The 25,705-nt window shown below is 63.8% G+C and carries 26 protein-coding genes; 17 read left to right on the top strand and 9 right to left on the bottom strand.

The window, feature by feature from the left end:
- Positions 1-9: 9 nt before the first annotated feature.
- Positions 10-1,098, bottom strand: a complete 1,089-nt coding sequence (locus tag H0S73_RS09105) for an ABC transporter ATP-binding protein (RefSeq protein ID WP_181051856.1) — start codon at positions 1,096-1,098, stop codon at positions 10-12.
- 434 nt (positions 1,099-1,532) lie between these two features.
- On the opposite strand from H0S73_RS09105, the gene H0S73_RS09110 reads away from it, so the two are divergent.
- Together H0S73_RS09110 and H0S73_RS09115 are read left to right on the top strand one after the other, a co-directional pair.
- Entirely contained in the window at positions 1,533-2,321 is a 789-nt protein-coding gene (locus tag H0S73_RS09110) for an SDR family NAD(P)-dependent oxidoreductase (protein WP_181051857.1), read from the top strand.
- A gap of 87 nt (positions 2,322-2,408) precedes the next feature.
- Positions 2,409-3,797, top strand: a complete 1,389-nt coding sequence (locus tag H0S73_RS09115) for an FAD-binding oxidoreductase (RefSeq protein WP_181051858.1) — start codon at positions 2,409-2,411, stop codon at positions 3,795-3,797.
- A gap of 4 nt (positions 3,798-3,801) precedes the next feature.
- Here H0S73_RS09115 and H0S73_RS09120 read toward each other — a convergent pair whose 3' ends face one another.
- Entirely contained in the window at positions 3,802-4,374 is a 573-nt protein-coding gene (locus tag H0S73_RS09120; RefSeq protein WP_181051859.1) for a peroxidase-related enzyme, read from the bottom strand.
- A 128-nt stretch (positions 4,375-4,502) separates the two neighbouring features.
- Here H0S73_RS09120 and H0S73_RS09125 point away from each other — a divergent pair, with 128 nt between their 5' ends.
- Positions 4,503-5,303 carry an enoyl-CoA hydratase gene (locus H0S73_RS09125; protein WP_181051860.1) on the top strand — a complete coding sequence of 267 codons (801 nt, stop codon included), beginning with the start codon at positions 4,503-4,505 and terminating at the stop codon, positions 5,301-5,303.
- A 14-nt stretch (positions 5,304-5,317) separates the two neighbouring features.
- On the opposite strand, the gene H0S73_RS09130 is transcribed toward H0S73_RS09125, so the two are convergent.
- The 3 genes from H0S73_RS09130 to H0S73_RS09140 all read right to left on the bottom strand — a co-directional run bounded on the left by H0S73_RS09130 (position 5,318) and on the right by H0S73_RS09140 (position 8,616).
- On the bottom strand, positions 5,318-6,958 hold the full coding sequence (locus H0S73_RS09130) for an acyl-CoA synthetase (RefSeq protein WP_181051861.1): 1,641 nt from the start codon (positions 6,956-6,958) through the stop codon (positions 5,318-5,320).
- 89 nt (positions 6,959-7,047) lie between these two features.
- Positions 7,048-7,713: a bifunctional 4-hydroxy-2-oxoglutarate aldolase/2-dehydro-3-deoxy-phosphogluconate aldolase gene (gene eda / locus H0S73_RS09135; protein WP_181051862.1), complete on the bottom strand. Its 666-nt coding sequence runs from the start codon at positions 7,711-7,713 to the stop codon at positions 7,048-7,050.
- A 36-nt stretch (positions 7,714-7,749) separates the two neighbouring features.
- On the bottom strand, positions 7,750-8,616 hold the full coding sequence (locus tag H0S73_RS09140) for a sugar kinase (RefSeq protein WP_425488183.1): 867 nt from the start codon (positions 8,614-8,616) through the stop codon (positions 7,750-7,752).
- Positions 8,617-9,228: 612 nt separating this feature from the next.
- Between H0S73_RS09140 and H0S73_RS25715 the strand changes: the two genes are divergently transcribed.
- On the top strand, positions 9,229-9,543 hold the full coding sequence (locus H0S73_RS25715; RefSeq protein WP_181054289.1) for an HU family DNA-binding protein: 315 nt from the start codon (positions 9,229-9,231) through the stop codon (positions 9,541-9,543).
- 183 nt (positions 9,544-9,726) lie between these two features.
- Positions 9,727-9,852 carry an extensin family protein gene (locus H0S73_RS26340; protein ID WP_425488218.1) on the top strand — a complete coding sequence of 42 codons (126 nt, stop codon included), beginning with the start codon at positions 9,727-9,729 and terminating at the stop codon, positions 9,850-9,852.
- 30 nt (positions 9,853-9,882) lie between these two features.
- Here the strand turns inward: H0S73_RS26340 and H0S73_RS09155 are convergent, their stop codons facing one another.
- Positions 9,883-10,104 carry a hypothetical protein gene (locus H0S73_RS09155; RefSeq protein WP_181051865.1) on the bottom strand — a complete coding sequence of 74 codons (222 nt, stop codon included), beginning with the start codon at positions 10,102-10,104 and terminating at the stop codon, positions 9,883-9,885.
- Between the two features lie 306 nt (positions 10,105-10,410).
- Here H0S73_RS09155 and H0S73_RS09160 point away from each other — a divergent pair, with 306 nt between their 5' ends.
- On the top strand, positions 10,411-11,223 hold the full coding sequence (locus H0S73_RS09160; protein WP_181051866.1) for a DUF1194 domain-containing protein: 813 nt from the start codon (positions 10,411-10,413) through the stop codon (positions 11,221-11,223).
- A gap of 52 nt (positions 11,224-11,275) precedes the next feature.
- Here H0S73_RS09160 and H0S73_RS09165 read toward each other — a convergent pair whose 3' ends face one another.
- The 3 genes from H0S73_RS09165 to H0S73_RS09175 form a co-directional block, all read right to left on the bottom strand.
- Positions 11,276-12,481: an extracellular catalytic domain type 1 short-chain-length polyhydroxyalkanoate depolymerase gene (locus H0S73_RS09165; protein WP_181051867.1), complete on the bottom strand. Its 1,206-nt coding sequence runs from the start codon at positions 12,479-12,481 to the stop codon at positions 11,276-11,278.
- A 225-nt stretch (positions 12,482-12,706) separates the two neighbouring features.
- Entirely contained in the window at positions 12,707-14,542 is a 1,836-nt protein-coding gene (locus H0S73_RS09170) for a DEAD/DEAH box helicase (RefSeq protein ID WP_181051868.1), read from the bottom strand.
- Positions 14,543-14,596: 54 nt separating this feature from the next.
- Complete coding sequence (locus H0S73_RS09175) at positions 14,597-14,914, bottom strand: hypothetical protein (RefSeq protein WP_181051869.1); 318 nt, start codon at positions 14,912-14,914, stop codon at positions 14,597-14,599.
- 158 nt (positions 14,915-15,072) lie between these two features.
- Between H0S73_RS09175 and H0S73_RS09180 the strand changes: the two genes are divergently transcribed.
- From H0S73_RS09180 to H0S73_RS09230, 11 genes are all read left to right on the top strand, one after another.
- Complete coding sequence (locus H0S73_RS09180) at positions 15,073-15,948, top strand: hypothetical protein (RefSeq protein WP_181051870.1); 876 nt, start codon at positions 15,073-15,075, stop codon at positions 15,946-15,948.
- A gap of 78 nt (positions 15,949-16,026) precedes the next feature.
- Complete coding sequence (locus H0S73_RS09185) at positions 16,027-17,274, top strand: extracellular solute-binding protein (protein ID WP_181051871.1); 1,248 nt, start codon at positions 16,027-16,029, stop codon at positions 17,272-17,274.
- Between the two features lie 267 nt (positions 17,275-17,541).
- The gene (locus H0S73_RS09190; RefSeq protein WP_343058288.1) at positions 17,542-18,426 is read left to right on the top strand and encodes a carbohydrate ABC transporter permease; all 885 of its coding nucleotides are present in this window, start codon (positions 17,542-17,544) and stop codon (positions 18,424-18,426) included.
- Entirely contained in the window at positions 18,423-19,277 is an 855-nt protein-coding gene (locus tag H0S73_RS09195; protein WP_181051873.1) for a carbohydrate ABC transporter permease, read from the top strand. Before H0S73_RS09190 ends, H0S73_RS09195 begins: the two co-directional genes overlap by 4 nt.
- 10 nt (positions 19,278-19,287) lie before the next feature.
- Positions 19,288-19,959 (top strand): N-acetylmannosamine-6-phosphate 2-epimerase, encoded by a 672-nt coding sequence (locus tag H0S73_RS09200; protein ID WP_181051874.1) that lies wholly within the window; start codon positions 19,288-19,290, stop codon positions 19,957-19,959.
- Positions 19,960-20,020: 61 nt separating this feature from the next.
- On the top strand, positions 20,021-20,989 hold the full coding sequence (msrP, locus tag H0S73_RS09205; RefSeq protein ID WP_181051875.1) for a protein-methionine-sulfoxide reductase catalytic subunit MsrP: 969 nt from the start codon (positions 20,021-20,023) through the stop codon (positions 20,987-20,989).
- Positions 20,989-21,633: a protein-methionine-sulfoxide reductase heme-binding subunit MsrQ gene (gene msrQ / locus H0S73_RS09210; RefSeq protein ID WP_181051876.1), complete on the top strand. Its 645-nt coding sequence runs from the start codon at positions 20,989-20,991 to the stop codon at positions 21,631-21,633. The genes msrP and msrQ overlap by 1 nt, the downstream gene beginning before the upstream one ends.
- Before the next feature lie 61 nt (positions 21,634-21,694).
- Positions 21,695-22,510 carry a molybdate ABC transporter substrate-binding protein gene (gene modA / locus H0S73_RS09215; protein ID WP_181051877.1) on the top strand — a complete coding sequence of 272 codons (816 nt, stop codon included), beginning with the start codon at positions 21,695-21,697 and terminating at the stop codon, positions 22,508-22,510.
- Positions 22,507-23,205, top strand: a complete 699-nt coding sequence (gene modB, locus H0S73_RS09220; protein ID WP_181051878.1) for a molybdate ABC transporter permease subunit — start codon at positions 22,507-22,509, stop codon at positions 23,203-23,205. The genes modA and modB overlap by 4 nt, the downstream gene beginning before the upstream one ends.
- Complete coding sequence (gene modC / locus H0S73_RS09225) at positions 23,202-24,308, top strand: molybdenum ABC transporter ATP-binding protein (RefSeq protein ID WP_181054290.1); 1,107 nt, start codon at positions 23,202-23,204, stop codon at positions 24,306-24,308. Before modB ends, modC begins: the two co-directional genes overlap by 4 nt.
- A gap of 83 nt (positions 24,309-24,391) precedes the next feature.
- The gene (locus H0S73_RS09230; protein WP_181051879.1) at positions 24,392-25,657 is read left to right on the top strand and encodes an aminopeptidase; all 1,266 of its coding nucleotides are present in this window, start codon (positions 24,392-24,394) and stop codon (positions 25,655-25,657) included.
- The last annotated feature ends 48 nt before the right edge of the window (positions 25,658-25,705 follow it).

Genomic DNA, 25,705 nt, shown 5'->3' on the forward strand with positions numbered 1-25,705 from the left:
CGTCTCTCCTCACGCCGCTTTCTGGGCTTGGTCGGCGGCAGCCAGGTGGCCCGCCCCGTCGAACAGGAACAGGTGCCGAGGATCGATATAGGCCGTGACTCGAGATTTCGGCTCGAGCCGTCTTACCCCTGGAACGAGCGCCACGAGGCGATGCTTGCTGGCGTCGAGATGCACATAGCTCTCCGATCCGGTGATCTCCGAAACGGACACGATGGCCGGAATGGCGATGTCATCGGCACCTGTGGGTTCGAAGGTGAGCTGATGAGCCCGGAAGCCGATCGTGTAGTCCCCATCCGGAACGGCAGCGAGCGGACCGGTCGCGCCGATCTCGGCTCCCGTGCTCAGCACTGCGCTGCCGCTGCTTTTCCGAACCGTCAAGGTGTTGAGCGGCGGATCGGAGAAAACGCGGGCCGTGATCAGATCGCCAGGGCGGCGATAGACCTGCGGCGTCGGCCCGAACTGGGTCACCCTGCCCTCGAACAGGGTCGCCGTGTTGCCGCCCAGGAGCAGGGCTTCCGACGGCTCCGTCGTCGCATAGACGAAAACGGCCCCCGAAGCCGCGAAGACACGCGGCAGTTCCTCGCGCAATTCCTCGCGGAGTTTGTAGTCGAGATTGGCCAGGGGCTCGTCGAGTAGGACGAGATCCGCGCGCTTCACCAGTGCGCGGGCAATGGCGGTGCGCTGCTGTTGGCCGCCGGAAAGGTTCAAAGGCTTCCGGTCGAGATAGGGTTCCAGTTTCAGAAGCTTGGCAGCCTCCCGGACGCGCTTGTCGATCTCGGCCCTCGGCAGCTTGGCGACGCGCAGAGGCGACGCGATGTTCTCGAACACATCGAGGGACGGGTAGTTGATGAACTGCTGGTAGACCATGGCCACGCTGCGTCGCTGCACGGGCCAGCCGGTGACGTCCTGCCCGTCGACGAGGACGCGGCCGCTCGCCGGCACATCGAGTCCTGCCATGAGTCGCATGAGCGACGTCTTTCCGGCAAGCGTCGCCCCTAGAAGGACGTTGAGAGAGCCGCGCTCCAGGGTCAGGTTAACGTCGTCGATATGCGTTGCTGCTCCGACTTTCCTCGAAACGCCTTCCAGAGCAAGAGTCATCGGCATGCCCCTGTTCTGCGGGAGGCCTTGAGAGCGGCCGAGATGCAATATGGAGAGATTGTCGCGGTGATGTGCTCCACCGCGTTTCGGGCCATGCCATGCCCGCATGCGCTACCACTCACCGCGACGTCGGACGTCGCCGATTCTTGCGGACCCAAGAGCGCTTCTCCCAGCCACAGCCCTTGAGGGCCTAAGCTTTCTTATGTTGTTACGGTGAAGGTAACTTGCCCTTATGGCGAAAGCAACTGCCTGATAACTTCACGGAAGTGGTCTTTGATTGGACTGAACTGTCAAGGTGCTTCGCGCAGGAAGGCCTGCTGCTTGATGCATATCTTTGAACCGAAGTGCCCTTCGCGAGTTCAAGCACCACATGCCGGTTGCGCTCCTCTCCGATAGTGGCCGGGTCATTCCTTAGAATCGCCTGGGAGAACACCATGCCCGAAACCGCAAAGCCGCTTGCCATCGTGACCGGAGCCTCCTCGGGCATCGGGTACGAACTCGCGAAGCTCTGTGCCCAGAATGGGTACGATCTGCTGGTCGCCGCCGATCAGGCTGCGATCCACGACGCGGCGAGGGACTTCCAGGTGCTCGGGGCGAAGGTCGATGCCGTCGAGGCCGACCTTTCCACCCTCGAGGGGGTCGACAGGCTTTATGCCGCCGCCAAGGGGCGGCCGGTCGCGGCGCTCCTTGCCAATGCAGGCCATGGCCTCGGTCACGCGTTCCTTGATCAGGATTTCACCGAAGCACGCCACGTGATCGACACCAACATCACCGGCACCCTCTACCTGATCCAGAAGGTCGGTCGGGATATGCGATCCAGGAATGAAGGCAGGATCCTCATCACCGGTTCGATCGCCGGGTTTATGCCGGGTGCCTTCCAGGCCGTTTACAACGGCACCAAGGCTTTCATCGACTCCTTCTCCTTCGCGCTGCGCAACGAGTTGAAGGATACGAACGTTACGGTGACCTGCCTGATGCCCGGTGCGACCGATACCGAATTCTTCGAGCGGGCCGGTATGGAAGACACACAGGTCGGGCAGGATAAGAAGGACGATCCCGCCTTCGTCGCGAAGGTCGGGTTCGATGCCATGCTGAACGGGGAAGGCGACGTGGTGAGCGGTTGGAAGAACAAGTTCACGACCATCCTTGCGAACGTGACGCCAGCCGGCGTGCTCGCCGAGCAGCACCGCAAGATGGCCGAGCCCGGATCAGGCAAGCGCTGAGCCTTCGTTCTATCCCTCGCGATTGTCACGTTGACGATTGCGTCCTGATCGGTCAGGAGCGGGGGTGAAACCGCGAGGGATTATTCCATGACCAACGCGACGGATCTGCTGCATCGCCTGACGAGCCTTCTCGGTCCTGCGGCCGTCATCACGGAAGGGGCCGATCTCGAGCCCTATGCAGTCGACTGGCGCCGGCTCTTCCCGGGCAAGCCCGCCTGCGTCGTTCGTCCTTCCAATGCCCAGCAGGTCGCCCGGATCGTGCAGATCTGCCGCGAGGCCGGCGTCGCCATCGTTCCCCAGGGCGGCAACACGGGCCTTGCAGGCGGTGCGGTGCCGGATGCGACCGGCACGCAGGTCGTCCTGTCCCTCAATCGCATGGCGGCCATCCGCAGCGTCGATCCGGTCGGATTGACCATCGAGGCCGAGGCCGGATGCATCCTGAAGATCGCCCAGGATGCCGCCGCTGCCGCCGGGCGCCTGCTGCCGATCAGCTTGGCGGCGGAGGGTTCGGCCACCATCGGCGGGGTGGTCGCAGCCAATGCGGGGGGCGTGAACGTCCTGCGCTACGGCATGACCCGCAGCCTCGTGCTCGGCCTCGAGGTAGTTCTTCCCGATGGTACGATCGCCCATGGCCTGCGGAAGCTGCGCAAGGACAATGCGGGCTATGATTGGAAGCAGCTCTTCATCGGCAGCGAGGGAACGCTCGGGATCGTCACGGCGGCGGTCCTGAGGCTTGTGCCGCGTCCGAAGCACTCCGTGACGGCTTTGCTATCGGTCGCCGATCCCGCGGCGGCCCTGCGCCTTCTGGAACTCGCCCAGGATGAGTTGGGCGATCAGATCTCGGCCTTCGAGTTGATCTCGGCCACCTCGATGCAGCTTGTCGCCAGGCACGCTGGCCTGAAAGCTCCCATCGCGGAGGGCGAATGGTTCGTGCTCATCGAAGCGGCTTCGAGTCTCGCAGGCCTGCGCGAGGCGGCCGAGACGATGCTGGGCGCGGCTTTCGAGCAGGAGATCGCGCTCGACGGCGTGATTGCCGAGTCAGGTGCCCAGGCCTCTCAGCTCTGGGCCCTGCGGGAGCATGTTACGGAATCCGAGGCTCGGGAGGGTAAGAGCGTCAAGCACGATGTCTCCGTCCCGCTCACGGAGGTCCCGCGCTTCCTCATCGAGGCCGGGGAGGCCCTGGCCGCCGGCGCGCCGGGCACGCGCGTGAATGCTTTCGGCCACCTCGGAGACGGCAACATCCACTACAATGTTCTCGTCGATGCGAACCATGACGCCGCTCACGTGAACCGCATCGTGCATGACGTTGTGGCGGCTTTCGGCGGCAGCATCTCGGCCGAGCACGGCATTGGACAGTATCGCGTGGGCGAGCTGGCGCGCTACCGCGCGGCGCCCGAGATGGAACTCGCCCGCACGATCAAGCGGGCGCTCGACCCCGACAACCGGCTCAATCCGGGCAAGGTGCTCTCGGCATGAGCGTTCAACCTCGGCCGAGCGAATAGAACTCGTCGTTAGGCCGCATGCTGGTGACGTTGGCGAGGCGGTTCGACATGGAGAAGAACGCCGCAATCGCCGCGATGTCCCATACATCGTCCTCCGTGAAGCCGTGGGCGGCCAACGACTCGATATCCGCGTCGCCGACCGCATAGGCCTCAAAGGATACCTTCATGGCGAAATCCAGCATCGCCTTCTGCCGCGGCGTGATGTCGGCCTTGCGGTAGTTGATCGCGACCTGGTCGGCGATCAGCGGGTTCTTGGCCCGGATCCGCAGGATCGCCCCGTGGGCGACGACGCAATACTGGCATTGGTTGGCGTTGCTCGTCGCCACCACGATCATTTCCCGCTCTGCCTTGGTGAGATTGCCGGGCTTTTCCATCAGGGCGTCGTGATAGGCAAAGAAGGCGCGGAACTCGTCCGGGCGCCGGGCCAGCACGAGAAAGACGTTCGGCACGAAGCCCGACTTCTCCTGAACCGCAAGAATCCGCGTGCGGATATCCTCCGGCAGGTCGGAGATCTCAGGGACGGGAAAGCGGCTGATGGGCGGCTTGCTCACGATGGCACCTCTTGTCGTTCGGACCCGGCCAGGAGGTGGCGTTCCTCGAGGGTCTTGTTGCCATATGGAGCTTATTCAGGTTGGATCCTTCAAACAATGCGCCAGGAACGATCCGGAGGACAATGCCGATGAGTGCCCAGCAGGCCGTTTCCAGCCCCGACATTCTGCTGCGCGACGAGCGGGATGGGGTCGTCATGCTGACCCTCAACCGTCCGGCCCAGTTCAATGCCTTATCCGAGGACATGCTGTCGGCGCTTCAGCAGGCGTTGAATACCTTGAAGGAGGACGAGACGGTTCGCTGTGTCGTTCTCGCCGCTTCCGGCAAGGCTTTCTGTGCGGGGCATGACCTCAAGCAGATGCGGGCCAACCCGCGTCAGGAGTATTACCAGGCGCTGTTCGCGCAGTGCAGCCGGGTGATGCAGGGAATCGTCGATCTGCCCGTTCCGGTGATTGCCCGCGTGCACGGTATGGCGACTGCGGCGGGCTGCCAGCTTGTTGCCTCCTGCGATCTGGCGGTGGCGGCCGAGAGCGCGACCTTCGCCGTGTCGGGCATCAATGTCGGTCTGTTCTGTTCCACGCCCGCCGTGGCGCTGTCCCGCAACGTTTCGCCCAAGCGAGCCTTCGACATGCTGGTGACGGGACGTTTCATTTCATCCGCCGAGGCGCTGTCTTTCGGTCTCGTCAACCGGGTGGCGCCGGATGCCGGGCTCGATGAGGCCGTTGCCGCATTGACGGCGGATATCTGCGCCAAGAGCCCGCTGGCGATCCGGACGGGAAAGGCCATGTTCGTCCGTCAGCGCTCCATGAGCCTGGAGGAGGCTTATGCCTATGCGGGCGACGTCATGGCCTGCAACATGATGGCGGAGGATGCCGCCGAGGGCATCGATGCCTTCATCGAGAAGCGAAAGCCCGTGTGGAAGGGGCGATGAGCCGCCCCATCCGATCAGCCCGCAGCCTTGTGAGCCCGGGCCATTTCCCTCAACTGGAACTTCTGGATCTTGCCCGTCGAGGTTTTGGGCAGTTCCGTGAAGATCACCGTGCGGGGACACTTGTAGGAGGCGAGGTGCTGACGGCACCAGGCCACGATGTCCTCCGCCGGGACTGACTGATCGGGCTTCAGCTCCACGAAGGCGCAGGGCGTCTCGCCCCATTTCTCGTCCGGCATCGCGACGACGGCGGCGGCCTGGATGGCGGGGTGCCTGTAGAGGGCATCCTCGACTTCGATGGATGAGATGTTCTCGCCGCCGGAAATGATGATGTCCTTGGAGCGGTCCTTCAGCTGCACATAGCCGTCGGGGTATTTCACGCCGAGATCGCCGGAATGGAACCAGCCGCCCTCGAAGGCCTTTGCCGTGCCGGATGGATTCTTGAGGTAGCCCTTCATGACCACGTTCCCACGGAACATGACCTCGCCGAGAGTCCGTCCGTCGGCGGGCACGGGCCGCATGGTTTCCGGGTCGAGCACGTCGAGTGATTCCAGAACCGGATAGCGCACGCCCTGACGGGCCTTCTTGGCCGCATAGCCGCCCTGGTCGAGCGCGTCCCATTCATCGTGCCATTCGTTGACCACCGCTGGACCGTAGACCTCCGTCAGGCCGTAGAGATGCGTCACATCGAAGCCTGCAGCCTTCATCGCGGCGAGCACCGCCTCCGGCGGCGGCGCGGCGGCCGTCAGGAATTTGACCGTATGGGGCAGGGGACGCTTCTCGGAGGAGGGTGCATTGAGCAACGTCGACATGACGATGGGCGCGCCGCAGAGATGCGTGACCCTTTGGTCGGCAAGCGCGTCGTACATGGGCTTTGCGCGCACGGCGCGCAGGCAGACATGGGTGCCCGCGACGATGGACAGGGACCAAGGAAAGCACCAGCCGTTGCAGTGGAACATCGGCAGCGTCCACAGATAGACGGGATGCTGTCCCATGCCGGCAGTGAGGATATTGCCCATAGCGAGCAGATAGGCCCCGCGATGGTGATAGACGACGCCCTTCGGGTCGCCCGTGGTGCCCGAGGTATAGTTCAGGGTAATGGCGTCCCACTCGTCCCGAGGCGGGCTCCATTCGAAGCCAGGATCGCCTTCGGCGAGGAGTTCTTCGTATTCCATGGCTCCCAGCCGCTCGCCCGGGCCGGTGAATTCAGGGTCGTCGTAATCGATGACGAGGGGCTTCACAGAAGATTGCGCAAGCGCCGCCTCGATGGTGGCCGAGAACTCCCGGTCGGTGATGAGCACCTTGGCTTCGCTGTGCTCCAGGGAGAAGGCGATGATCTTGGCATCGAGGCGCGTGTTCAGCGTATTGAGCACGGCACCGGCCATCGGGACCCCGTAATGGCATTCGAGCATGGCGGGCGTGTTGGGAAGCATGACCGACACGGTATCGCCGCGCCCGATCCCACGCTGGGAGAGCGCCGACGCCAGCCGCCGGGCGCGCGCGTAAAAGTCACGATAGTCGCGAACCAGGGAGCCGTGGATCACTGCCGGTCGGTCGGGATGAACGCTCGCGGCCCGCTCCAGGAAGGAAAGTGGCGTCAGCGGCTGGTAATTCGCCGGGTTCTTGTCGAGGTTCGTATCGTAGATCGTTGAGGTCATTGGCTTTCCTCCCCCGCCGATGAGTATCGCCAGGAGACGGAAGGCTGACAATGCTACGAAGTGTCAGTCGATGGACCGACCGCCGAGCCTCATTCCTTGATCGACATCAAGGCGCGCTGCGCTTTCGCCGTGATCTCACTCCAGGCCTGGGCGCGGATGTCGGAAGTCTGGCAGACCCACGAGCCGCCGATGGCCACGACGTTCGACAGGGCGAGCCAGTCGCGGGCATTCTTTTCGTCGATTCCGCCCGTCGGGCAAAAGCGCGCCTGCGGGAACGGTCCGGCAAGGGCTTTCAATGCCGGAATGCCGCCGGCCGCAACGGCCGGGAAGAATTTTACGGTGTGAAAGCCATGGGCAAGGGCCGCCATGAGTTCGGACGCGGTGGCGATGCCGGGAATGAACGGCATCTCGCCCCGGCTCGCCGCTTCGAGCAGGTCGGGCGTGGCGCCGGGGCTCAGGGCATAGCGTGCGCCAAGGGCCTCAGCGCGCTCAAGATCCTTCGGGGTCAGAACGGTCCCGATGCCGACGATGGCTTCGGGCACCTCCCGGATGATGGCCGCTGCCGATTCTGCCGCGGCGGCAGTGCGCAAGGTGATCTCCAGCAGGCGTAGCCCGCCCGCGACGAGAGCCCGCGCAAGGGGAACGGCGTCCTCCACACGCTCCAGCGTGATTACCGGAACGATGGGGCCAGCGCGGAGGAGGTCGGCCAGCATCTTGCTACGGGCGCTGGCGAGATCCTTCTGGTCTTGAGGCATGAGAGAAACTCCCTGGATGGAGGTGGTCGAAAGATTTTATGGCATGGCCTCGCGCGGGATGATCGCGCCGCGATAGCGCACGACCTGTCCGGCGAGGCGATGGCCTGCCGCCGCAGCCGAGCGAGGGGGCTCACCCGACAGGCGCGCATTCAGATAGGCGGCAGCGAAGCTGTCGCCCGCCGCTGTGGTGTCCACCACGTCCTCTGCGGGCTTGCCGGGCACGAGGATATCCTCACCTTGCGACAGGACGCGACAGGTCAGGTCGGGATGTTTGAGGACGATCTCTGCGCGGTTGGAGAAGGCCAGCAGTTCTTCCACACCCGTGCTGCCGAACAGGAGCTCGAGGTCTTCCGTGGAGGCCAGGATGATATCGGCGCATGCGAAGGCTTGACAGAAGGCGGCCCGCGCGATGTCCGGATCGGGCCAGCCGCGCGGGCGGAAATTCGTGTCGAAGGCCACTCGCTTGCCTTTGGACCGGACATCGCGAAGAACGTCGAACAGGCGCTCGCGTCCGCTCTCCCCATACAGTGAGAGGGAGATGCCCGACAGGTAGACGAGATCGTAGCTGCCGATGGCGTCGATGATTCTCGCAGCTTCAGGCGCCTGGAACAGCAGACGCGCGGCTGCGGTTTCGCGCCAGTAGGAGAAACGGCGTTCGCCCTTCGGATCCGTCTGGATGATGTAAAGCCCCGGAAGGCGTCCGGGGAGGCGCAGCACCCGTTGCGTGCCAACGCCTTCCTTGTTCCAGGCCGCGATCAGCTCATCGCTCCAGCTGTCGTCTCCCAGCGCGGTGACGTAATCGGTCTGCGTCCCGAGGCGTGCCAGGTAGACCGCGGTGTTGAACGTATCCCCGCCATAGCCCCTCGATAGCCGGCCGTCGGCCTCCTCCCGAAGCTCGATCATGCATTCACCGATGCAGGCGACATTTGTCATAATTTCACCGTGGCGCTTTTCGGAATGTGGTGAGCGTCAGCCCTTTTCCGATCCAATAACCGGAATACCGAGATTTTGCGACAGGAGAGGTGACATCAAAATATCCCCGGATGTCCAGCCCCGAGACGATGAGGAACGGGCGACGGTGGGATAACCCGCGTGCGGACTCGCAATGCGGTTCCGCCAGCGACGTTTCCGCATTCTAGCCGCTTCGATTCCCTCTCAGGCTCGGACCGCGAACGCGCTTCAAAGCCCCGTAAACCTAGCATTCAGGCCCTTCTTGACGAGAAATCGACAAGTAACCCGCACTATTGTGCGGAAAGCTGGCTTTGCCATCTTTAATTCTTGGCTGAACGCGTTATTGAGTATCTGCTGTCTTACGCATTCACCATCTACAATAAGGAGTTTCTGATGGCCAAGACTGCAACCAAGGTTTCCAAGAAGGCCCCGGCCAAGAAGGCTGCGGCCCCTAAGGCTGCAGCGAAGGCATCGTCGAAGGCTGCCAAGGCACCTGCAAAGGCTGTCAGCAAGGCTGCTGCGACCAAGGCTGCTGCGACTAAGGCACCGGCGAAGAAGGCGGCTGTGAAGAAGGTTGCAAAGGCATCCTCCTCGGCATCGTCCCCGATCCTGACGCTGCGCCATATCGCGGAGAAGCTCTCCGAGCTGCACGAGCTTCCCAAGCGCCAAGCCAACGAGATGCTGACCCACGTTGTCGAGATGATCACCAAGAGCCTGAAGAAAGGCGACAAGATTCGCCTGACCGGACTCGGCATCCTCCAGGTGCGCAAGCGTGCCGCTCGCATGGGCCGCAATCCTCAGACCGGCGAGCCGGTAAAGATCAAGGCATCGAAGAAGATCGCCTTCCGCGCTGCCAAGGACCTCAAGGAATCCATCTGATCCTTGGGCGAAGGGGACGGCGCTTGACGTGTGTCCCGGTGAATTCCAGCCAGAGAGCAAGGCGGTTCCCGCCTTGCTCTTTTTCATTCGCACAGCGGTGTCACGTTCCTGAATGTCCTGGTAGACGTGTCCCGTTTCTCGATGAGATCGAAACGAGAGTTCCCGGCCACTTGATCGCTCACGATAAGCCAAGGGACGGTACGCAATTTTTTTGATGTCGTGCTCAGCCCTGACTACAATGAGGCTCGCCGCGAGCACTTTCATTTCAATTTAAAACTTATACTGGGCGTGTCGCTGACAGGCGACTGATGTTCATGATTTTTGAAAGGAACGCATCAATCAGTTGAACGCGTAGCTCGGTGCCTCGCCCATTTCGGCCGCCCGGGCCGCGAGCAGAAGAGCCTCGCCCAGTTCCCGGGCGTGTTCGGGCGTCATGGCAACCGGCATCTGGTGGCGGATGCCCCGCTCGTATTCCTCGGGCGTTGTCGCAAGTTCGATCACCATCATCGCATCGCGGCCGTCGAGCGTACCGACGGAGAAGCTGGTGAGTGCGCCGATCATATCCATATCCGGTTTCATGGTTTTGCCCTTTGCGTAGCGTAATAAATCATTACTCGAACGCTCACCCCCTGTCTGCTCTGCGTATGGAGGGTGGATTTTGTTACGTATTGCAGGGCGCTTACGGAATGGGGCGCCGTGTAGTTGCTCGTCGTTCTCGAGCCCATTCAAAGTAAGGAAATGCGACTGACGTGAAGTAGATTTGCCGATTAATCGGCCAAATATGCGTATCAAATGCCTGTTTGGAACGTTGACAGACCGTAATCTTGGCCGCGATCGCGGGATTGTGGGCCGGGAGCGGAGGTGGTCATGGCGAATCGGTTCCTGAGTACTCTCGCGTTCTTTCTGCTGGCCGGTGATGTTCTTGCCGCCAGTCCCGTCGCCCCGGAAACCCAGCTCGATGTCGCCCTTGTGATTGCGGTCGATGTATCGTCCTCCATGGAGAGCGACGAGCAGGGGCTTCAGCGCGAAGGTTTCATCGACGCCTTCCGATCCTCCCTCGTTCATGAGGCCATCGGAAGCGGCGTGAATGGCCGTATCGCCGTGACCTATGTCGAATGGTCGGGTGTCAAGGATCAGCGGGTCATTGTGCCATGGATGGTTATCGACAGCCCTGAGAAGGCGATGTCGTTCTCCAACCAACTCTCCTACCAGCCTATTCGCCAAGCGGGGATGACCTCCATTTCCGGCATCATCGACCAGAGCCGCAAGCTCTTCGAGCAGTTGGGAGGCGCTCCGCTCCGCCGCGTCGTCGACATATCCGGCGACGGCCCCAACAACGACGGCCGCCCCGTCACCTACGCTCGCGATGAGGCGATCACGAACGGCATCATCATCAATGGTCTTCCCATCATGTTCAAGCGTGGCGCCGGCAACGCCGAGCAGGAGGATCTGGATCTCTACTACAGGGAATGCGTGATCGGGGGCGTCGGCTCCTTCGTGATTCCCCTGCATGATCCGGAGCAGTTCGCCATGATCGTGCGCACGAAGATCATGCGTGAGATCGCTGGAATTGGCGACACACGCTCCTTGGTCGTTCCGGCCCAGTCAGGAAGCATGAACTGCATCACGGGCGAGAGGCGTAAGCAGGAGGATCTGCTGAGCCAGGAGAAGAAGCCCTGAGCGGGCTCCAGCTCCTCTGGAGCAAGCATCATGACGGGGTCGGAATGCCTGCTCACTTCATGAGGCCAGCGGACCTGAGCGCCTTCGTGATCACCGAGCCGATATCCAGGTGAGACGGCGGCGGCGTGCTCCGCTGCGCATTGCGCGCAGCATCCTCCCTATCCGGCACTTCCGTCTTGGCGGGGAGCGCGTGAACAATCGCTGGCGTGTTGCGGGCGACAACCTCATCGGCGATCTGGCGTGATACTCGCCCTTCGAAGGATTCCGTCAATCCCCAGAACTTCGCGATCCGGTAGCTCGACGAGATGCCGACATCGAGCAGGAAGGGGCCGGCCGTACCGTAATTGTGCTCATCGTTGCCGACGGCCAGGGGCGTGCCATGGGCCATGCCGGTGATGACGTATTCCTCGATGATCTCGTTGCCCGCCTCATCGGCCCATGCGCGCCTCGGATAACCGTCCACGATGTCGCTGCGGCTCGCCTCGGCAGGCAGGCCATGGACATTCGTCCATTGCTTGATGATCTCTCCCGCATTCATCGGCTTGACCGTCGCGTCGGCGCTGCCATGCCATACGGAGACCTTGGGCCATGGTCCCTTGTGGGATGAGGCTTCACGCACGAGAGCGCCCCATTCCTCGGCGGAGCGCGTTTGCCCCTGGAACATGCACTCGAAGGCTTCGGGAATGCTGGTGGCGGAGCGATAGGGCAGGCCGGCGATGATGGCGCCGCCGGCGAAGACCTCCGGATAGGCTGCGAGCATGGTCGAGGTCATGGCGCCGCCGGCCGAGAGTCCGGTCACGAAGATCCGGCCGCGATCCAGGCCGTGTTTCTCGACCGCATGCGCGACCATTTGACGGATCGAATGAGCCTCGCCGCGATCACGCTCGATGTCGGCAAGCTGGAACCAGTTGAAGCAGCGCTTCGGGTTGTTGGCTTCCTGCTGCTCGGCATAGAGGAGAACGAAGCCGTAGCGGTCCGCAAGCGCCGACCAGCCCGAGCCGTGATCGTAGCCGGCGGCCGTCTGCGTGCATCCATGCAGGACGACCACGAGGGCGGGAGAGGGCGGCAGACTTTCCGGAACGTAAGTCAACATTCTCAGATTGCCGGGATTGGAGCCGAAACCGGAGACTTCATTCAGTCGTGTCGGCACCGGCGGACGTGCCGCTGCCGGGGAGGCCGCGCTCGACGCGTTCATCACGGTTTCCCACTGGCGGCGGTAATGGGCCAATTGGCGAAGCATCTGCCCTAAGCGTTGCATAATGACTGGGCCCTTTCGGGTAAGGAGTTATCTCAAACGTAACGCCTCATATGGGGTCTATGTTGCAATGCACAACATCTTTGCTGCATTGCGCCATGACAAACGATCATGAGCCGGCGCCTTAGGACAGCTGGGCCTTTGGGCTTGCGGACCCCTAACGGGCAGCCCTGCCTCTCTCCACAAAATTCAGGCCGGGACATGGGAATGTCCCGGCCTGTTTCTTCATCAGGGGCGCTTGTCGGAAGACCGCTTCTTGTCCTTCGGGCGCTTATGGTCTTTCGGCCCCTTGCTGTCCTTTGCCGCCCGGTAGGGAGCTGGGCCGCCTCGCTCCTGGGGGCCCTTGCCCTTCGGCTTGTCCCACGGCTTGCCTTCGCGGGGGCGCCTATCGGGGGACTTGCCCGGTCCGGCATCGGCGGGCTCGATGCGAATGTCCTCGTCATTGGACTTGCGTGCGGCCGAGGCGAATTTCGGCGCGTGAGACTTGGCGATCTCGAACTTCGTCTCGCGATCGAAGATCTTGATCGAGCCGATTTCCTTCTTCGTCACATGACCCAGGCGGCAGATGATCGGCAGAAGCCACCGGGGATCGGCGTTGTTGCGGCGACCGACGCTCATACGGAACCACACCATGTCCTCGGACGAGCGCTCGAAACCGCCCTCGGACGAATCCCGGCCTCTGTCCTTGAAGCCGCGCTGGCGCTCATCCTGGCGCTCGCGTTTGTCCTTGCGCTGGCGCGGCTCGCGGTCCCCGCCCGCATCGACGATCTCTTCCGGCGCGGGAAGGCGCGCGCGGAAAAACCGCGCCAGGGCGTTGGCGATGTCCTCGGCGGAGCGTTCGGCGAGGAGAGCCCGCGCCATGGCGAGATCCTCTTCCGTGACTTCCTCGGAGAAGATCGGATCCTGCATCATCCGCTCGCGGTCGCGCTGGCGGATTTCGTCGGCGGAGGGTGGGCCGGCCCAGGTCACGTCGACGCCGGCCATGTCGATCAGCCTCTCGGCCTTGCGGCGGCGCGTATAGGGCACGAGCATCACGCAGACGCCCTTGCGGCCCGCGCGGCCCGTGCGGCCGCTGCGGTGCAGGAGCGTCTCGTGGTCGTTCGGCAGGTCGAAATGGATCACGAGACCGAGATCGGGCAGGTCGATGCCGCGGGCGGCCACGTCGGTTGCCACGCAGACACGGGCGCGGCCGTCGCGCAGAGACTGCAGGGCGTTGCTGCGCTCGTTCTGGGTCAGCTCGCCCGAGATGGCGACCGCCGCGAAGCCGCGCTCGATCAGGCTGGCATGCAGGTGCCGTACCGCCTCGCGGGTGTGACAGAACACCATGGCGCCGCGGCTCTCGTAGAAGCGCAGCACGTTGACGACCGCGTGCTCGACTTCGTTGGGAGCGATCCTGAGCGCGCGATACTCGATATCGCCATGCGGCTCGTTCTCGACCAGGGTGTCGATGCGATGCGCCTCGCGCTGATAGCGCCGGGCCAGGGCAATGATGTTCTTCGGCAGGGTTGCGGAGAACAGGAGGGTGCGCCGATCTTCGGGGGTGGCATCGAGGATGAATTCCAGATCCTCGCGGAAGCCGAGATCGAGCATCTCGTCGGCCTCGTCGAGAACCACGACGCGCATCTTCGAGGTATCGAGGCGGCCGCGCTCCAGATGGTCCCGCAGGCGGCCCGGCGTCCCGACGACGATGTGGCAGCCATCGGCCAGGGCCCGCTGCTCGCGGCGCACGTCCATGCCGCCGACGCAGGAGGCGACGCGCGCGCCTGCCGGGCCATAGAGCCAGATGAGCTCCCGGTTGACCTGCAGGGCAAGCTCGCGGGTCGGAGCGATGATCAGGGCCAGGGGCTCGCGCGGAGCGTCGAAGCGCTCGGCATCGCCCAGGAGGGTGGACGCCATGGCGAGGCCATAGGCAACGGTCTTGCCCGAGCCGGTCTGGGCGGAGACGAGAAGGTCGCGGTCGCGGGCATCCGCCTCCAGCACGGCGGCCTGGACGGGCGTCGGGTCGTTGTAGCCTCGGTCGGCAAGGGCGCGTTCGAGGCTGGGATTGGTCTTGGGAAAAGGCATGTGAATAGGGCTGAACCGTGTTTGGGAGCCTCCTAAGGGCTCCGGTAAGGATGATCAGCCGGAGGCAGCGGCGTCGTCAATTTCGTCGATGGACACCAGGAACACGACATCGATATCGAGATCGCCGTCATAGTCTTCGTCGTCTTCGTCGACCTCGTCCTCTTCGTCCAGGGCTTCATAGAAGGCATCGATCTCGTGTTCCGATGCGGGCCGTGTCGTCAAGGCAGCTGAGCCGTCCCAGAGGGACCGGCCCTCGCTCTTAAACGACTTTAAGTCATCTTTAAAGCTCTCACTGAAAAAGAGTTCGCGGGCCTGCCCCTCGTCCGCGTTCGTCACGGCAACGGCCTTGCCGTCGATTTCCAATGTGACCATGGCTCTTCCTTCGGCAACAGGTTTATCAAAGCACTAACGCCCAGGTGCGGGATTCGATCAAACCGAACGTTCCGAAGGCTTTTCCGCCTCTCGAAGCATGTGAAAAGCGCTTAAGACCAGTATAGACACGAAGCGACCAATATGAGACCAGTTAAGCCGTGAACCCGACTGGCCCCATTTCCCGTTTCCGGTCTCTGGACCGGCTCTCCCTGCCAGGCTCCCGTATCAACGAGGACGGGATCGGCCTGCATGGACCTTTTGCCTGGGTCATCGACGGGGCGACGGGCCTGTCCGACGAGCAGCTCACCTCAGGGGGAAGCGATGCCGCCTGGCTTGCCGGCACGGTCGGCGACCGTTTGAGCGACCTTGCCCGGGAAGGGGATGCCGATGCGGTGCTGCTCCGGCTCGAAGCTGCCGTCGAGGCAGGCTTCCGCGAGGCGACGGCCCATGTCCTCGACATCGACGACCATCAGGCACCCTCCGCCTGCCTCGGCCTGATCGAGGCCCGGACGGGGGAGGGCGGGCGCATCGGCGTCCAGGGGCGCTTCCTCGGCGACGTGATCGCCCTGGTGCCCACGGAGGGGGGGATCGTCCGCTGGAGCGACGAACGGGCCAAACCCTTCGAGAAGAAGACCCTGGCGGCCCTGGGGGCACGGGAGCATGAGCCGGGCACCATCCCGGAGGCAGTCAGGCGCCAGATCCTCGAGAACCGCGGCAGGCTCAACCGGCCGGATGGCTACTGGGTCGTGAACCCGCGCCGGCCATGGGCCGGGCGAGAGCTGCGCTTCGACGCGCAGGTGGAAGCAGGAGCCCCGATCGCGCTGGCGACGGACGGATTCATGCGTCTCGTGGATGTGTTCGGAGCCTATTCGGACAGCACCCTCCATGCCCGGCTCGCGGCCGGCGAGGGCGCTGACCTGATGCAGGAATTGCGGGAAAGGGAGCGAGGCGACCTCATGGCGGGCGCCTATCCTCGTGTTAAAACCCACGACGACGCGACGTTTCTCGTGATCTCAGCCGAGCCACATGGCTGAAGAAAATTCCCTCCGGCACGATCGAGGATCAGGCTGGAGGGTGGGAGGACAAGGACTTCAACGATGAGGGAACCCACAATGAAACTGACCCGACGCATCCTGATGGGCGCTGCTGCTGCAGGCTTCCTGCTCTCAGGCACGGCCGCCATGGCCCAGACCGAGCTGACCTTCTGGAGCTGGCGCCAGGAGGACAAGGCGTTCTACCAGGACATCATCAAGAAGTTCCAGGCCGCCGAGCCGGGCATCACGGTGAAGTTCGAGACCTACGCGCCGGAGAACTACCAGACCATCCTGTCCACGGCGCTCGCCGCGGGTCGCGGTCCGGACGTGATCCAGGTGCGTGCCTACGGCAACCTGGAGACGATCGCAACCCCCGGCTACCTTCTCGCCCTCGACAAGCAGAACGTGCCGGAGCTGGCGAACTTCCCGGAAGCGGCGCTCGCGGCCGAGACCCTGCGCTCGGACGGGAAGGTCTACGCGGTTCCCTTCGCCATGCAGGCGCAGCTCGTCGTCTACAACAAGAAGATCTTCAAGGATAACGGCCTGAACCCGCCGAAGACTTGGGACGAGATGATGTCCCTGGCCCAGGCCCTGAAGGCCAAGAACATCAATCCGTTCTCCAACGGCACGGCGACGGCCTGGCAGAATGAGACCATCGTGGGCGGCCTGCTCTCGTCCATGCTCGGCAAGGACTTCGAGGCCGACATCGTGTCCGGCAAGGCGAACTTCACCGATCCGCGCTTCGTCAGCGCGCTCGCCAAGCTGAAGGACATCAGCCAGTACTTCGCTCCGAACTTCATCGGCGTGGATTATCCGTCCTCGCAGCAGCTCTTCGTGGCGGGCCGCGCGGCCATGTTCGCGGGCGGCTCCTACGAGGTGGCGAACTTCAAGACCCAGAACCCCACGCTCGATCTCGGCGTCTTCCCGGCCCCCGTCCTGAAGGCGGGCGATCAGGCGCTGATCGCCACCTATTACGATGGCGGTTATGCGGTGAACGCAAAGTCCGAGAAGAAGGACGCGGCGCTCAAATTCGTGCGCTTCCTCGCCACTCCGGAGTACGGCACGGCCTTCACCAACACCCTCAAGAACCTGTCGCCGATCAAGGGCATCAAGATCGAGGATCCGATCACGCAGGACGTGGCGAAGCTCGCCGAGAACTCCATGTCGTACCTGATGCTCGTGCGCTTCCGTTACCAGGAGCCGAGCGGCTCGGTGCTGCTGCAGTCGAACGTGCAGAAGATGCTCGCCGGCCAGCAGACGCCGGAGCAGGCCGCGGCCGAGATCAACAAGGGCATCGCGACCTACTACAAGCCCTTCCAGAAGTAAGCGTTTGACACAAGCGGCGGCGAACGGATGAGTTCGCTGCCGCTCAAGCTCCAGAAGATTGCCACGAGAGCCCTCATCCTGAGGAGGTCACGTCAGTGACCGTCTCGAAGGATCAGGGCGCCTCCAGTGCTCTCTAGATCCTCCTTCGAGACGCAGCTGCGCTGCTCCTCAGGATGAGGTCGGTGTTTTGTCGGGCGTTCACCCCGTAAGGTTTCACTCATGCACGCCTCGCGCCGGCAGCCACGCACATTGAAGCATCGTTTATGGGTGGCGTTTCTCGTCGTCCCGCCCATCGTCTTCATGTCGCTGTTCGTGGTCTATCCGATCATGTCGGCTTTCGCCTATGCCTTCTACGACTGGCAGGGATTGGCGCGCGGGCCGTTCGTGGGCCTGAAGAACTTCAAGGAAGTGCTGTTCGGCGCCACAATGGCGCCGGTGGTGTGGAACGCCTTCCTGCACAACGTCTATGCGCTGATCGCGCTGATGATCATCCAGAACGGCGGCGGGTTTCTTCTCGCCTGGCTTCTCTACAAGGAGCCCTTCGGCTTCCGCTTCCACCGCATTGCAATCTTCGTGCCGGTGGTGCTGTCGACGATCATCGTCGGCTTTCTCTGGAAGCTTTTCCTCAATCCGAATTTCGGCATCATCAATCAGGCGCTCTACTCCCTGGGGCTCGATTCATGGGCGAAGCCCTGGCTCGGCGATTCCTCGACGGCCCTGGGAGCGCTCATCCTCGCCAATGCCTGGCACTTCGTCGGCTTCCCGGCTCTCGTCTATCTCGCCGGCATGCAGCGTATCCCGCCGGAGGTCATCGAGGCCGCGCGGCTCGATGGCACCAATGAGTGGCAGCTTCTGAGGAACATCGTGTGGCCGCTGGTGGCGCCGAGCACCACGATCCTCTTTACCCTTCTCTTCATCGGCGCGTTCAACTGGTTCGAGATCCCCTACGTGATGGTCGGCCTCGACGGTTCGCCGTTCGGCTCCACGGACGTGCTCGGCCTCGTCTTCTACCGCACGGCCTTCGGCAACCAGAGCGCCAGCATCCAGAATTTTGGCCTGGGCTCTGCGTTGGCCACGCTCCTCTTCCTCTTCATCGTCGTGTTCGCGTCCATGCTGACCCTGTGGTTGCGTCGTCGGGAGATCCAGTTTTGACCGCCCTCACGTCCGATGCGCCGGCCACGCGCCAGGCCATTCCCTTCGTCCTGCTCGCTCAGGTTATCCTGATCGCGAATTCCTTCATCATGCTCTATCCGGTCGTGGTGATGGTGCTGTCCGCCTTCAAGACGACGGGCGAGATCTTCGAGCATCCCTTCGCGCTGCCCGATTTCACCCAGGTCGGCAACTTCGCCAAGGTGCTCGGCGAGACCGCGATGCCGACCTATTTCGTCAACTCGCTTCTCGTCACGGGCACCTCGATCATCCTGATCCTGGTGCTGGGCACCATGGCGGGCTACGCGGTGGCGCGCTACGAGTCGCGCACCAACACCTTCATCCTGCTGTTCTTCCTGGCGGGGCTGATGCTGCCCCTGAAGCTCGCGGTGATCCCGCTCTTCATCCTGCTGCGGGATCTCGGCCTTCTGGACAGCCGCTGGAGCCTGATCGTCACCTATACGGCCATCGGACTGCCCTCGACCGTGTTCATCATGGCCGGGTTCCTGCGCACCCTGCCGGCGGAACTCGAGGATGCGGCGCGCATCGACGGCGCGTCCGAGCCGCGCATCATGTGGTCGGTCATGCTGCCGCTGGCCCGCCCGCCCATGGCGATCGCGGCCATTCAGAACGCGGTGCCGATCTGGAACGACTTCTTCTTTCCGCTGGTCTTCATCCAGACCGATGCCCGCAAGACCCTGCCTCAGGGGCTGACCACCTTCATGGGCGAGTATACCACCGATTGGGGCATGCTGTTCGCGGGTCTCACCATCGCGGCGGCGCCGATCACGCTGCTCTATATCGCCCTGTCGCGCCAGTTCATCCAGGGCATGACCGCGGGCGCCGTGAAGTAGGAGACGACAGATGCTGATCCCGAAAGGCGCCCTCGTGGTCTCCTGCCAGGCCCGGGCCGACAACCCGCTGCACGGCCCCATCTACATGTCCGCCATGGCGCAGGCGGCGGAAGCAGGCGGCGCAGGGGGCATCCGCGCCAACGGCGAGGCGGACGTGGCGGCGATCCGGGCCGTGACGAGCCTCCCGATCGTCGGAATCTCCAAGGTGTGGGACGACCGCTTCCCGGTCTACATCACCCCCGGCTTCGCCCAGGCGGAGCAGATCGCGAAGGCGGGCGCGGACATCGTCGGCATCGACGCCACGCCCCGCCCGCGCAATGGCGATCCCGTGGAGCGCCTGATCGGCCGCATCAGGATGGAGCTGGACCGGGAGGTCTTCGCCGACATCTCCACCCTGGAGGAGGGGCGGGCCGCCCAGGCGGCGGGCGCGACCTATGTGGCGACCACGCTTGCCGGCTACACCGAGGAAACGGCCTCCCGCAAGGGTCCGGGCCCCGACCTGGAGCTTCTGTCGGCCCTCGTCGCGGAACTTCCGGTGCCGATTGTCGCGGAAGGGCGGTTCGATACGCCCGATCTCGTGGCCGAGGCTTTCCGGCGTGGCGCTCACGCCGTGGTGGTGGGAACCGCGATCACGAACCCGCGCGAGATCACGCGGCGGTTCGTCCAGGCCGTAAAGCCTTGAACGCAAACTTGTAACGGAATCGTGAGGCCACTTCTGGCGTTCTCGGGTGTACCCATTCACAATGGGTTCCAAACGAGGTTCTGCCGTGCTGATCCGCCGCCCTAACGACATCCTTCCTTCCGAAATCACCCCTCGGGAGGTCTATTTCAATCGCCGCCAATGGATGGCCGGCGCCGCTGGACTGGCCTTGGCCGCTTCCCTTCCCAAGAGCCTGGAAGCCGCGCCCCTGTCCGCCGCCAAGAGCCCCTTCTCGACGGACGAGAAGAAGACGAGCCGCGAGGACGTCACGAGCTACAACAACTACTACGAGTTCGGGACCGGCAAGGAGGATCCGGCGGCCAAGGCCGGCGGCCTCAAGACCTCGCCCTGGACGGTCAAGGTCGACGGCATGGTGGGCAAGCCCGCCGAATTCGCCGTCGAGGACCTCATCAAGTCGTCCGCCCTGGAGGAGCGCATCTACCGCATGCGCTGCGTCGAAGGCTGGTCCATGGTCATTCCCTGGGTCGGGTTCCCGCTGGCCGACCTGATCAAGCGGGTGGAGCCCCTGGGCAGCGCGAAATACGTCGCCTTCGAGACCGCCTTCCGGCCCGACGAGATGCCGGGCCTGGATTCGATCTTCCCGGTGCTCGAATGGCCCTATGTGGAGGGATTGCGCCTGGACGAGGCCATGAATCCCCTGACCCTTCTGGCCGTCGGGCTCTACGGTGAAACACTGCCGAACCAGAACGGCGCTCCGATCCGCCTCGTCGTTCCGTGGAAATACGGCTTCAAGGGCATCAAGTCGATCACGCGGATCAGCTTCGTCGACAAGCAGCCGGCCACCTCCTGGAACAAGCAGGCGCCGAACGAATACGGCTTCTATGCCAATGTGAACCCGAATGTGGACCATCCTCGCTGGAGCCAGGCGACCGAGCGGCGCATCGGGGAGGGCGGCCTGTTTGCGAAGCGCCGTCCGACGCTGATGTTCAACGGCTATGCCGAGCAGGTGGCGAGCCTCTATACCGGTATGGACCTGCGGAAGCTCTACTGATGGCGGGACGAGCCTCCGTTCAGGGCGAGAGGAAGGGTTTTGCCCTGCCTCAGGTGCCGAAGATCGCCGTCTATATCGTCGGCTTCATCCCCGCCGTCTGGCTGTTCTATGCGGGCATCGACGACCGGCTCGGGGCCGATCCGATGCGGTATCTGGAGCAGGCGCTGGGCCTCTGGGCCCTGCGCTTCCTGATCGCCACCCTGGCGATCACGCCGCTGCGCCAGCTGTTCAACATCAACCTGCTGCGCTACCGCCGGGCCCTGGGCCTTCTGGCGTTCTATTATGCCGCCCTGCATCTCACCACTTATCTGGTGCTCGACCAGGGCCTCGATATGGCAGCCATCGTGGCCGATATCGTGAAACGGCCCTACATCACCATCGGCATGGCGACCTTTGTCATCCTCATTCCCCTGGCGGTGACCTCCAACAACGCCGCGATCCGGCGCATGGGGGGGCAGGCCTGGGCAAAGCTGCACCGTCTGGTCTACCTCGCGGCCATCGGGGCGGCGCTGCATTTCCTGCTCGTGGTGAAATCCTGGCCGCCCGAACCGATCGTCTATGCGGCCATCGTGGCCGTCCTGCTCGGCTACCGGCTGGTCCGTCCGATGGTGAAGAAGCCGTCTCCACGGCGGCGCGCCGCTTGAAGGGCTCGACAGCTTCGCTAGGATGGCGAGAAGGCGGGACATGGCCGGCGGGAGACAGAGGATGCGTTCGACACGGGCTTCGATCGGGAAGGCTGCGAAGACTTTTCTCTTCGGCCTGCTTCTTTCAGGCTTCGCGCTGGTCGGAGGGGCTTCGGCCCAGACCAGGGACGTGGTGGTTTTCGCGGCCGCCAGCCTGAAGAATGCGCTCGATGATGCCGGCGCGGCCTGGATGCGGGAAACCGGCAAGCGGGTCACGGTCTCCTATGCGGCCAGCAATGCGCTTGCCAAGCAGATCGAGGCCGGGGCCCCGGCGGATCTCTTCTTCTCCGCCGACCTCGATTGGATGGATTCCCTGGCGTCTAAGGGGCTGATCAGGCCGGAGAGCCGCGTCAGCCTGCTCGGCAATGCGTTGGTTCTCGTGGCGGCCAAGGGCTCGACCATGCAGGTTGCGCTCCAGCCCGGAATCGACCTCGCCGCCATCCTCGGCAACGATCGCCTGGCCATGGGCCATGTGGATGCGGTGCCTGCGGGCAAATACGGCAAAGCCGCGCTCGAGCATCTCGGTGCCTGGGCCGGGGTGAAGGACAAGGTCGCGCAGGCCGACAACGTGCGCGCCGCTCTCCTGCTCGTGTCGCGCGGCGAGGCGCCGCTCGGCATCGTCTACAGGACCGATGCCGTGTCCGATCCGAATGTGAGCATCATCGCGACGTTCCCGAACGAGAGCCATCCGCCGATCGTCTATCCCGTGGCGCTCACGAAGGATTCGTCCAATCCTGACGCCGTGGCGTTCCTGGCCTTCCTGCGCTCCGACAAGTCCAGGCCATTCTTCGACAAGCAGGGCTTCACGTTCGTCGGCAAGGCGACCTCCGGTTCGTGACCGATTGGCTTTCTCCGGATGAATGGACGGCCGTCCGCCTTAGCCTGAAGGTCGCCTTCGTGGCGATGACGGCGAGCCTTGTCCCCGGCATCGCCGTCGCGCTGCTGCTGGAGCGCGGACGCTTCTGGGGGCGGCAGGCGCTCGACGTGATCGTGCATCTGCCGCTCGTGCTGCCCCCCGTGGTGGTCGGCTGGTTTCTCCTCATCGGGTTCGGGCGGCGCGGACCCATCGGATCCTTTCTCGCAGAGCAGTTCGGCATCGTCCTGTCGTTTCGATGGACAGGCGCCGCGCTCGCCTGCGCCATCATGGGCTTTCCGCTGCTGGTGCGTGCCATCCGCCTGTCGATCGCCTCGGTCGATCGCAAGCTCGAGGACGCGGCCGGCACTTTGGGCGCGAATCCGGTGTGGGTCTTTGCGGTCGTGACGCTGCCGCTGATCCTTCCCGGCATCATCGCCGGTATGGTGCTGTCCTTCGCGAAGGCGATGGGCGAGTTCGGCGCGACGATCACCTTCGTGTCCAACATTCCCGGCGAGACGCAGACCATCCCGAGCGCCATCTATGCCTATACGCAGGTGCCGGGAGGCGAGAGCGGGGCGATGCGGCTGACGCTCGTTTCCATCGTCATCTCCATCGCGGCGCTCTGGATGTCCGAGTGGCTCGCCCGCCGCGCGCGCTTTCGGGTTCATGCACGATGATCCTCGGAGTCGACATCCGGCATGAGCAGGGTGGGTTCGTCCTGCAGGCGCGCTTCCAATCAGGCGGTCGCCTGACGGCCCTGTTCGGCCCGTCCGGCTCCGGCAAGACGACCATCGTGAATGCCATCGGCGGCCTCGTCCGGCCGGAGCATGGCCGGATCGTCGTGCAGGATCGTGTGCTGATCGATACGGAAATGGACGTCTTCGTGCCGAAACACAGGCGGCGGATCGGCTATGTCTTCCAGGAAGGACGCCTCTTCCCGCATCTCGACGTGCGCCGGAACCTGCTCTTCGGGCGCTGGTTCACGCCCCGGCGGGAAAGGACGACGAATTTCGATCATGTGGTCGATCTTCTCGGCATAGGCCATCTGCTCGCACGGCGGCCGTCCACGTTGTCGGGCGGCGAGAAGCAGAGGGTCGCCATCGGGCGGGCGCTCCTGGCCGATCCGCAACTGCTGCTCATGGACGAGCCGCTGGCCTCTTTGGATGAAGCGCGGAAGGCCGAGATTTACCCCTATATCGAGCGGCTGCGCGACGAGGGCGGCGTGCCCATCGTTCTCGTCAGCCATTCCGTGGCCGAGATCGCAAGGCTTGCGACGTCCATCGTCGTTCTGTCCGAAGGCCGGGTGACGGCATCAGGCTCCGCGCCGGAAATCCTGCGGCATACGAATCTCTTCGCGCAGGCCGGTCCGGCGGAAGCCGGCGCTTTGGTCGAAGCTCGGGTCCTGAGACATGAGGACGGCTACGGGTTGACCATCCTTCAGGCCAAGGCCGGTCCCCTGACCGTCCCGCGGATCGACCGCCCCGCCGGCACTCCCTTGCGCGTGCGCCTGCGAGCCCGCGATATCATCCTCTCGTTGCATCGTCCCGAGGGCTTGAGCGCGCTCAACGTCCTGCCCGGACTTATTTCCTCCATCGACGATACCGGCGGGCCGAGCGTCGACGTGATGCTGGATTGCCACGGAGATGGGCTTGTCGCCCGCGTGACGCGCAAATCCGTGAGCGAACTCGGCCTTGTTCCAGGACTTTCCGTCCACGCCATCATCAAGAGCATCGCCTTCGATCCGGAAGCTCTCGGGACCGTGGCGCCGCAAGATATGTGATATTCCCGCCCGTCGAGGTTGCGTCGGCGGCAGAGCCGTGTAGCCTCTTCGGCCATCGTTTCCCGTTTCGAAAGCCTAAGACCATGAACGAACAATTCCGCAACCCGGCCGATGCCGCGCCCCATGCCAAGCTTCTCGACCGCTTGGGGGAAGTCGCCGTGCGCGTCGGGTTGGGGCTGAAGCCCGGGCAGGAATTGGTCGTGACCGCGCCGCTCGAAGCCGTCGCCCTCGTCCGGCGCATCACCGAGCATGCCTACAAGGCCGGAGCCTCCCTCGTCACCACGATCTTCTCCGACGAGGAGAGCGCGCTCATGCGCTTCCGGAATGCCCGTGACGAGAGCTTCGATACGGCTCCGGCCTGGCTCTACGAGGGCATGGCGGCGGCCTACAGGAACGGCGCTGCGCGGCTTGCCGTCGTCGGCGAGGACCCGTCCCTGCTCGCCAAGGAAGATCCGGAAAAGGTCTCCCGCGCCAACCGGGCCCGCTCGAAGGCTTATATGCCGGCCCTCAACATGATCGCCGGGTTCGACATCAACTGGACCATCGTGTCCGCCGCGACGCCCGCCTGGGCGAAGACCGTGTTTCCGGACGATCCGGAGGATGTGGCCGTGGCCAAGCTCTGGCAGGCGATCTTCTCGGCCTCGCGCGTCGATACGCCCGATCCCATCGCCGCATGGGAGGCGCACAACGCGAATCTCCAGACGCGCACGCGTATGCTCAACGGGAAAAACTATGCCGCGCTCCATTTCCGCGGCCCCGGCACCGACCTTCGCGTTGGCCTGGCGGATGGGCACGAATGGAACGGCGGATCCACGCGGGCGAAGAACGGCGTCGTCTGCAACGCCAATATCCCGACCGAGGAGGTCTTCACCACGCCGCACAAGGACCGGGTGGACGGGCATGTATCGAGCACGAAGCCGCTTTCCTACAATGGCACCCTGATCCAGGACATCCAGGTGCGGTTCGAGGCCGGGCGGATCGTGGAGAGCAAGGCCCGCACCGGGGAGGCCGTGCTGAACAAGGTTCTCGACACGGACGAGGGCGCGCGCCGCCTCGGCGAAGTGGCTCTCGTGCCCTATTCGTCGCCGATCTCGCAGAGCGGACTTCTCTTCTTCAACACCCTGTTCGACGAGAATGCCTCCAGCCACATCGCGCTCGGCCAGGCCTACAGCAAGTGCATCCGGGACGGCGGAACGATGAGCGAGGAGGAGCTCGCCTCGCGCGGCTCCAACAAGAGCCTGATCCATATCGATTGGATGATCGGATCCGACCAGATCGACGTGGACGGTGTGACGCAGGACGGCAAGGCCGAGCCTCTCATGCGCGGCGGCGAATGGGTTATGAAGTAACCATATTCCGGCCTATTCGCATGTTTCCGGCCCACATGACGCCTGAGA

This window comes from Microvirga mediterraneensis (assembly GCF_013520865.1).
GTDB classification, from domain to species: Bacteria; Pseudomonadota; Alphaproteobacteria; order Rhizobiales; family Beijerinckiaceae; genus Microvirga; species Microvirga mediterraneensis.

Bases quoted from the DNA above. Each gene is read 5' to 3' on its own strand.
- H0S73_RS09125 (WP_181051860.1), top strand. From the start codon at position 4,503: ATGAGTGCCCAGCAGGCCGTTTCCAGCCCCGACATTCTGCTGCGCGAC.
- H0S73_RS09110 (WP_181051857.1), top strand. From the start codon at position 1,533: ATGCCCGAAACCGCAAAGCCGCTTGCCATCGTGACCGGAGCCTCCTCG.
- eda (WP_181051862.1), bottom strand. From the start codon at position 7,713: ATGCCTCAAGACCAGAAGGATCTCGCCAGCGCCCGTAGCAAGATGCTG.
- msrP (WP_181051875.1), top strand. From the start codon at position 20,021: ATGGGTTCCAAACGAGGTTCTGCCGTGCTGATCCGCCGCCCTAACGAC.
- modC (WP_181054290.1), top strand. From the start codon at position 23,202: ATGATCCTCGGAGTCGACATCCGGCATGAGCAGGGTGGGTTCGTCCTG.
- modA (WP_181051877.1), top strand. From the start codon at position 21,695: ATGCGTTCGACACGGGCTTCGATCGGGAAGGCTGCGAAGACTTTTCTC.
- H0S73_RS09230 (WP_181051879.1), top strand. From the start codon at position 24,392: ATGAACGAACAATTCCGCAACCCGGCCGATGCCGCGCCCCATGCCAAG.
- H0S73_RS09165 (WP_181051867.1), bottom strand. From the start codon at position 12,481: ATGCAACGCTTAGGGCAGATGCTTCGCCAATTGGCCCATTACCGCCGC.
- H0S73_RS09140 (WP_425488183.1), bottom strand. From the start codon at position 8,616: ATGATCGAGCTTCGGGAGGAGGCCGACGGCCGGCTATCGAGGGGCTAT.
- H0S73_RS09155 (WP_181051865.1), bottom strand. From the start codon at position 10,104: ATGATCGGCGCACTCACCAGCTTCTCCGTCGGTACGCTCGACGGCCGC.
- H0S73_RS09200 (WP_181051874.1), top strand. From the start codon at position 19,288: ATGCTGATCCCGAAAGGCGCCCTCGTGGTCTCCTGCCAGGCCCGGGCC.
- H0S73_RS09185 (WP_181051871.1), top strand. From the start codon at position 16,027: ATGAAACTGACCCGACGCATCCTGATGGGCGCTGCTGCTGCAGGCTTC.
- H0S73_RS09105 (WP_181051856.1), bottom strand. From the start codon at position 1,098: ATGACTCTTGCTCTGGAAGGCGTTTCGAGGAAAGTCGGAGCAGCAACG.
- msrQ (WP_181051876.1), top strand. From the start codon at position 20,989: ATGGCGGGACGAGCCTCCGTTCAGGGCGAGAGGAAGGGTTTTGCCCTG.
- H0S73_RS09175 (WP_181051869.1), bottom strand. From the start codon at position 14,914: ATGGTCACATTGGAAATCGACGGCAAGGCCGTTGCCGTGACGAACGCG.
- H0S73_RS09130 (WP_181051861.1), bottom strand. From the start codon at position 6,958: ATGACCTCAACGATCTACGATACGAACCTCGACAAGAACCCGGCGAAT.
- H0S73_RS09170 (WP_181051868.1), bottom strand. From the start codon at position 14,542: ATGCCTTTTCCCAAGACCAATCCCAGCCTCGAACGCGCCCTTGCCGAC.
- H0S73_RS09160 (WP_181051866.1), top strand. From the start codon at position 10,411: ATGGCGAATCGGTTCCTGAGTACTCTCGCGTTCTTTCTGCTGGCCGGT.
- H0S73_RS09115 (WP_181051858.1), top strand. From the start codon at position 2,409: ATGACCAACGCGACGGATCTGCTGCATCGCCTGACGAGCCTTCTCGGT.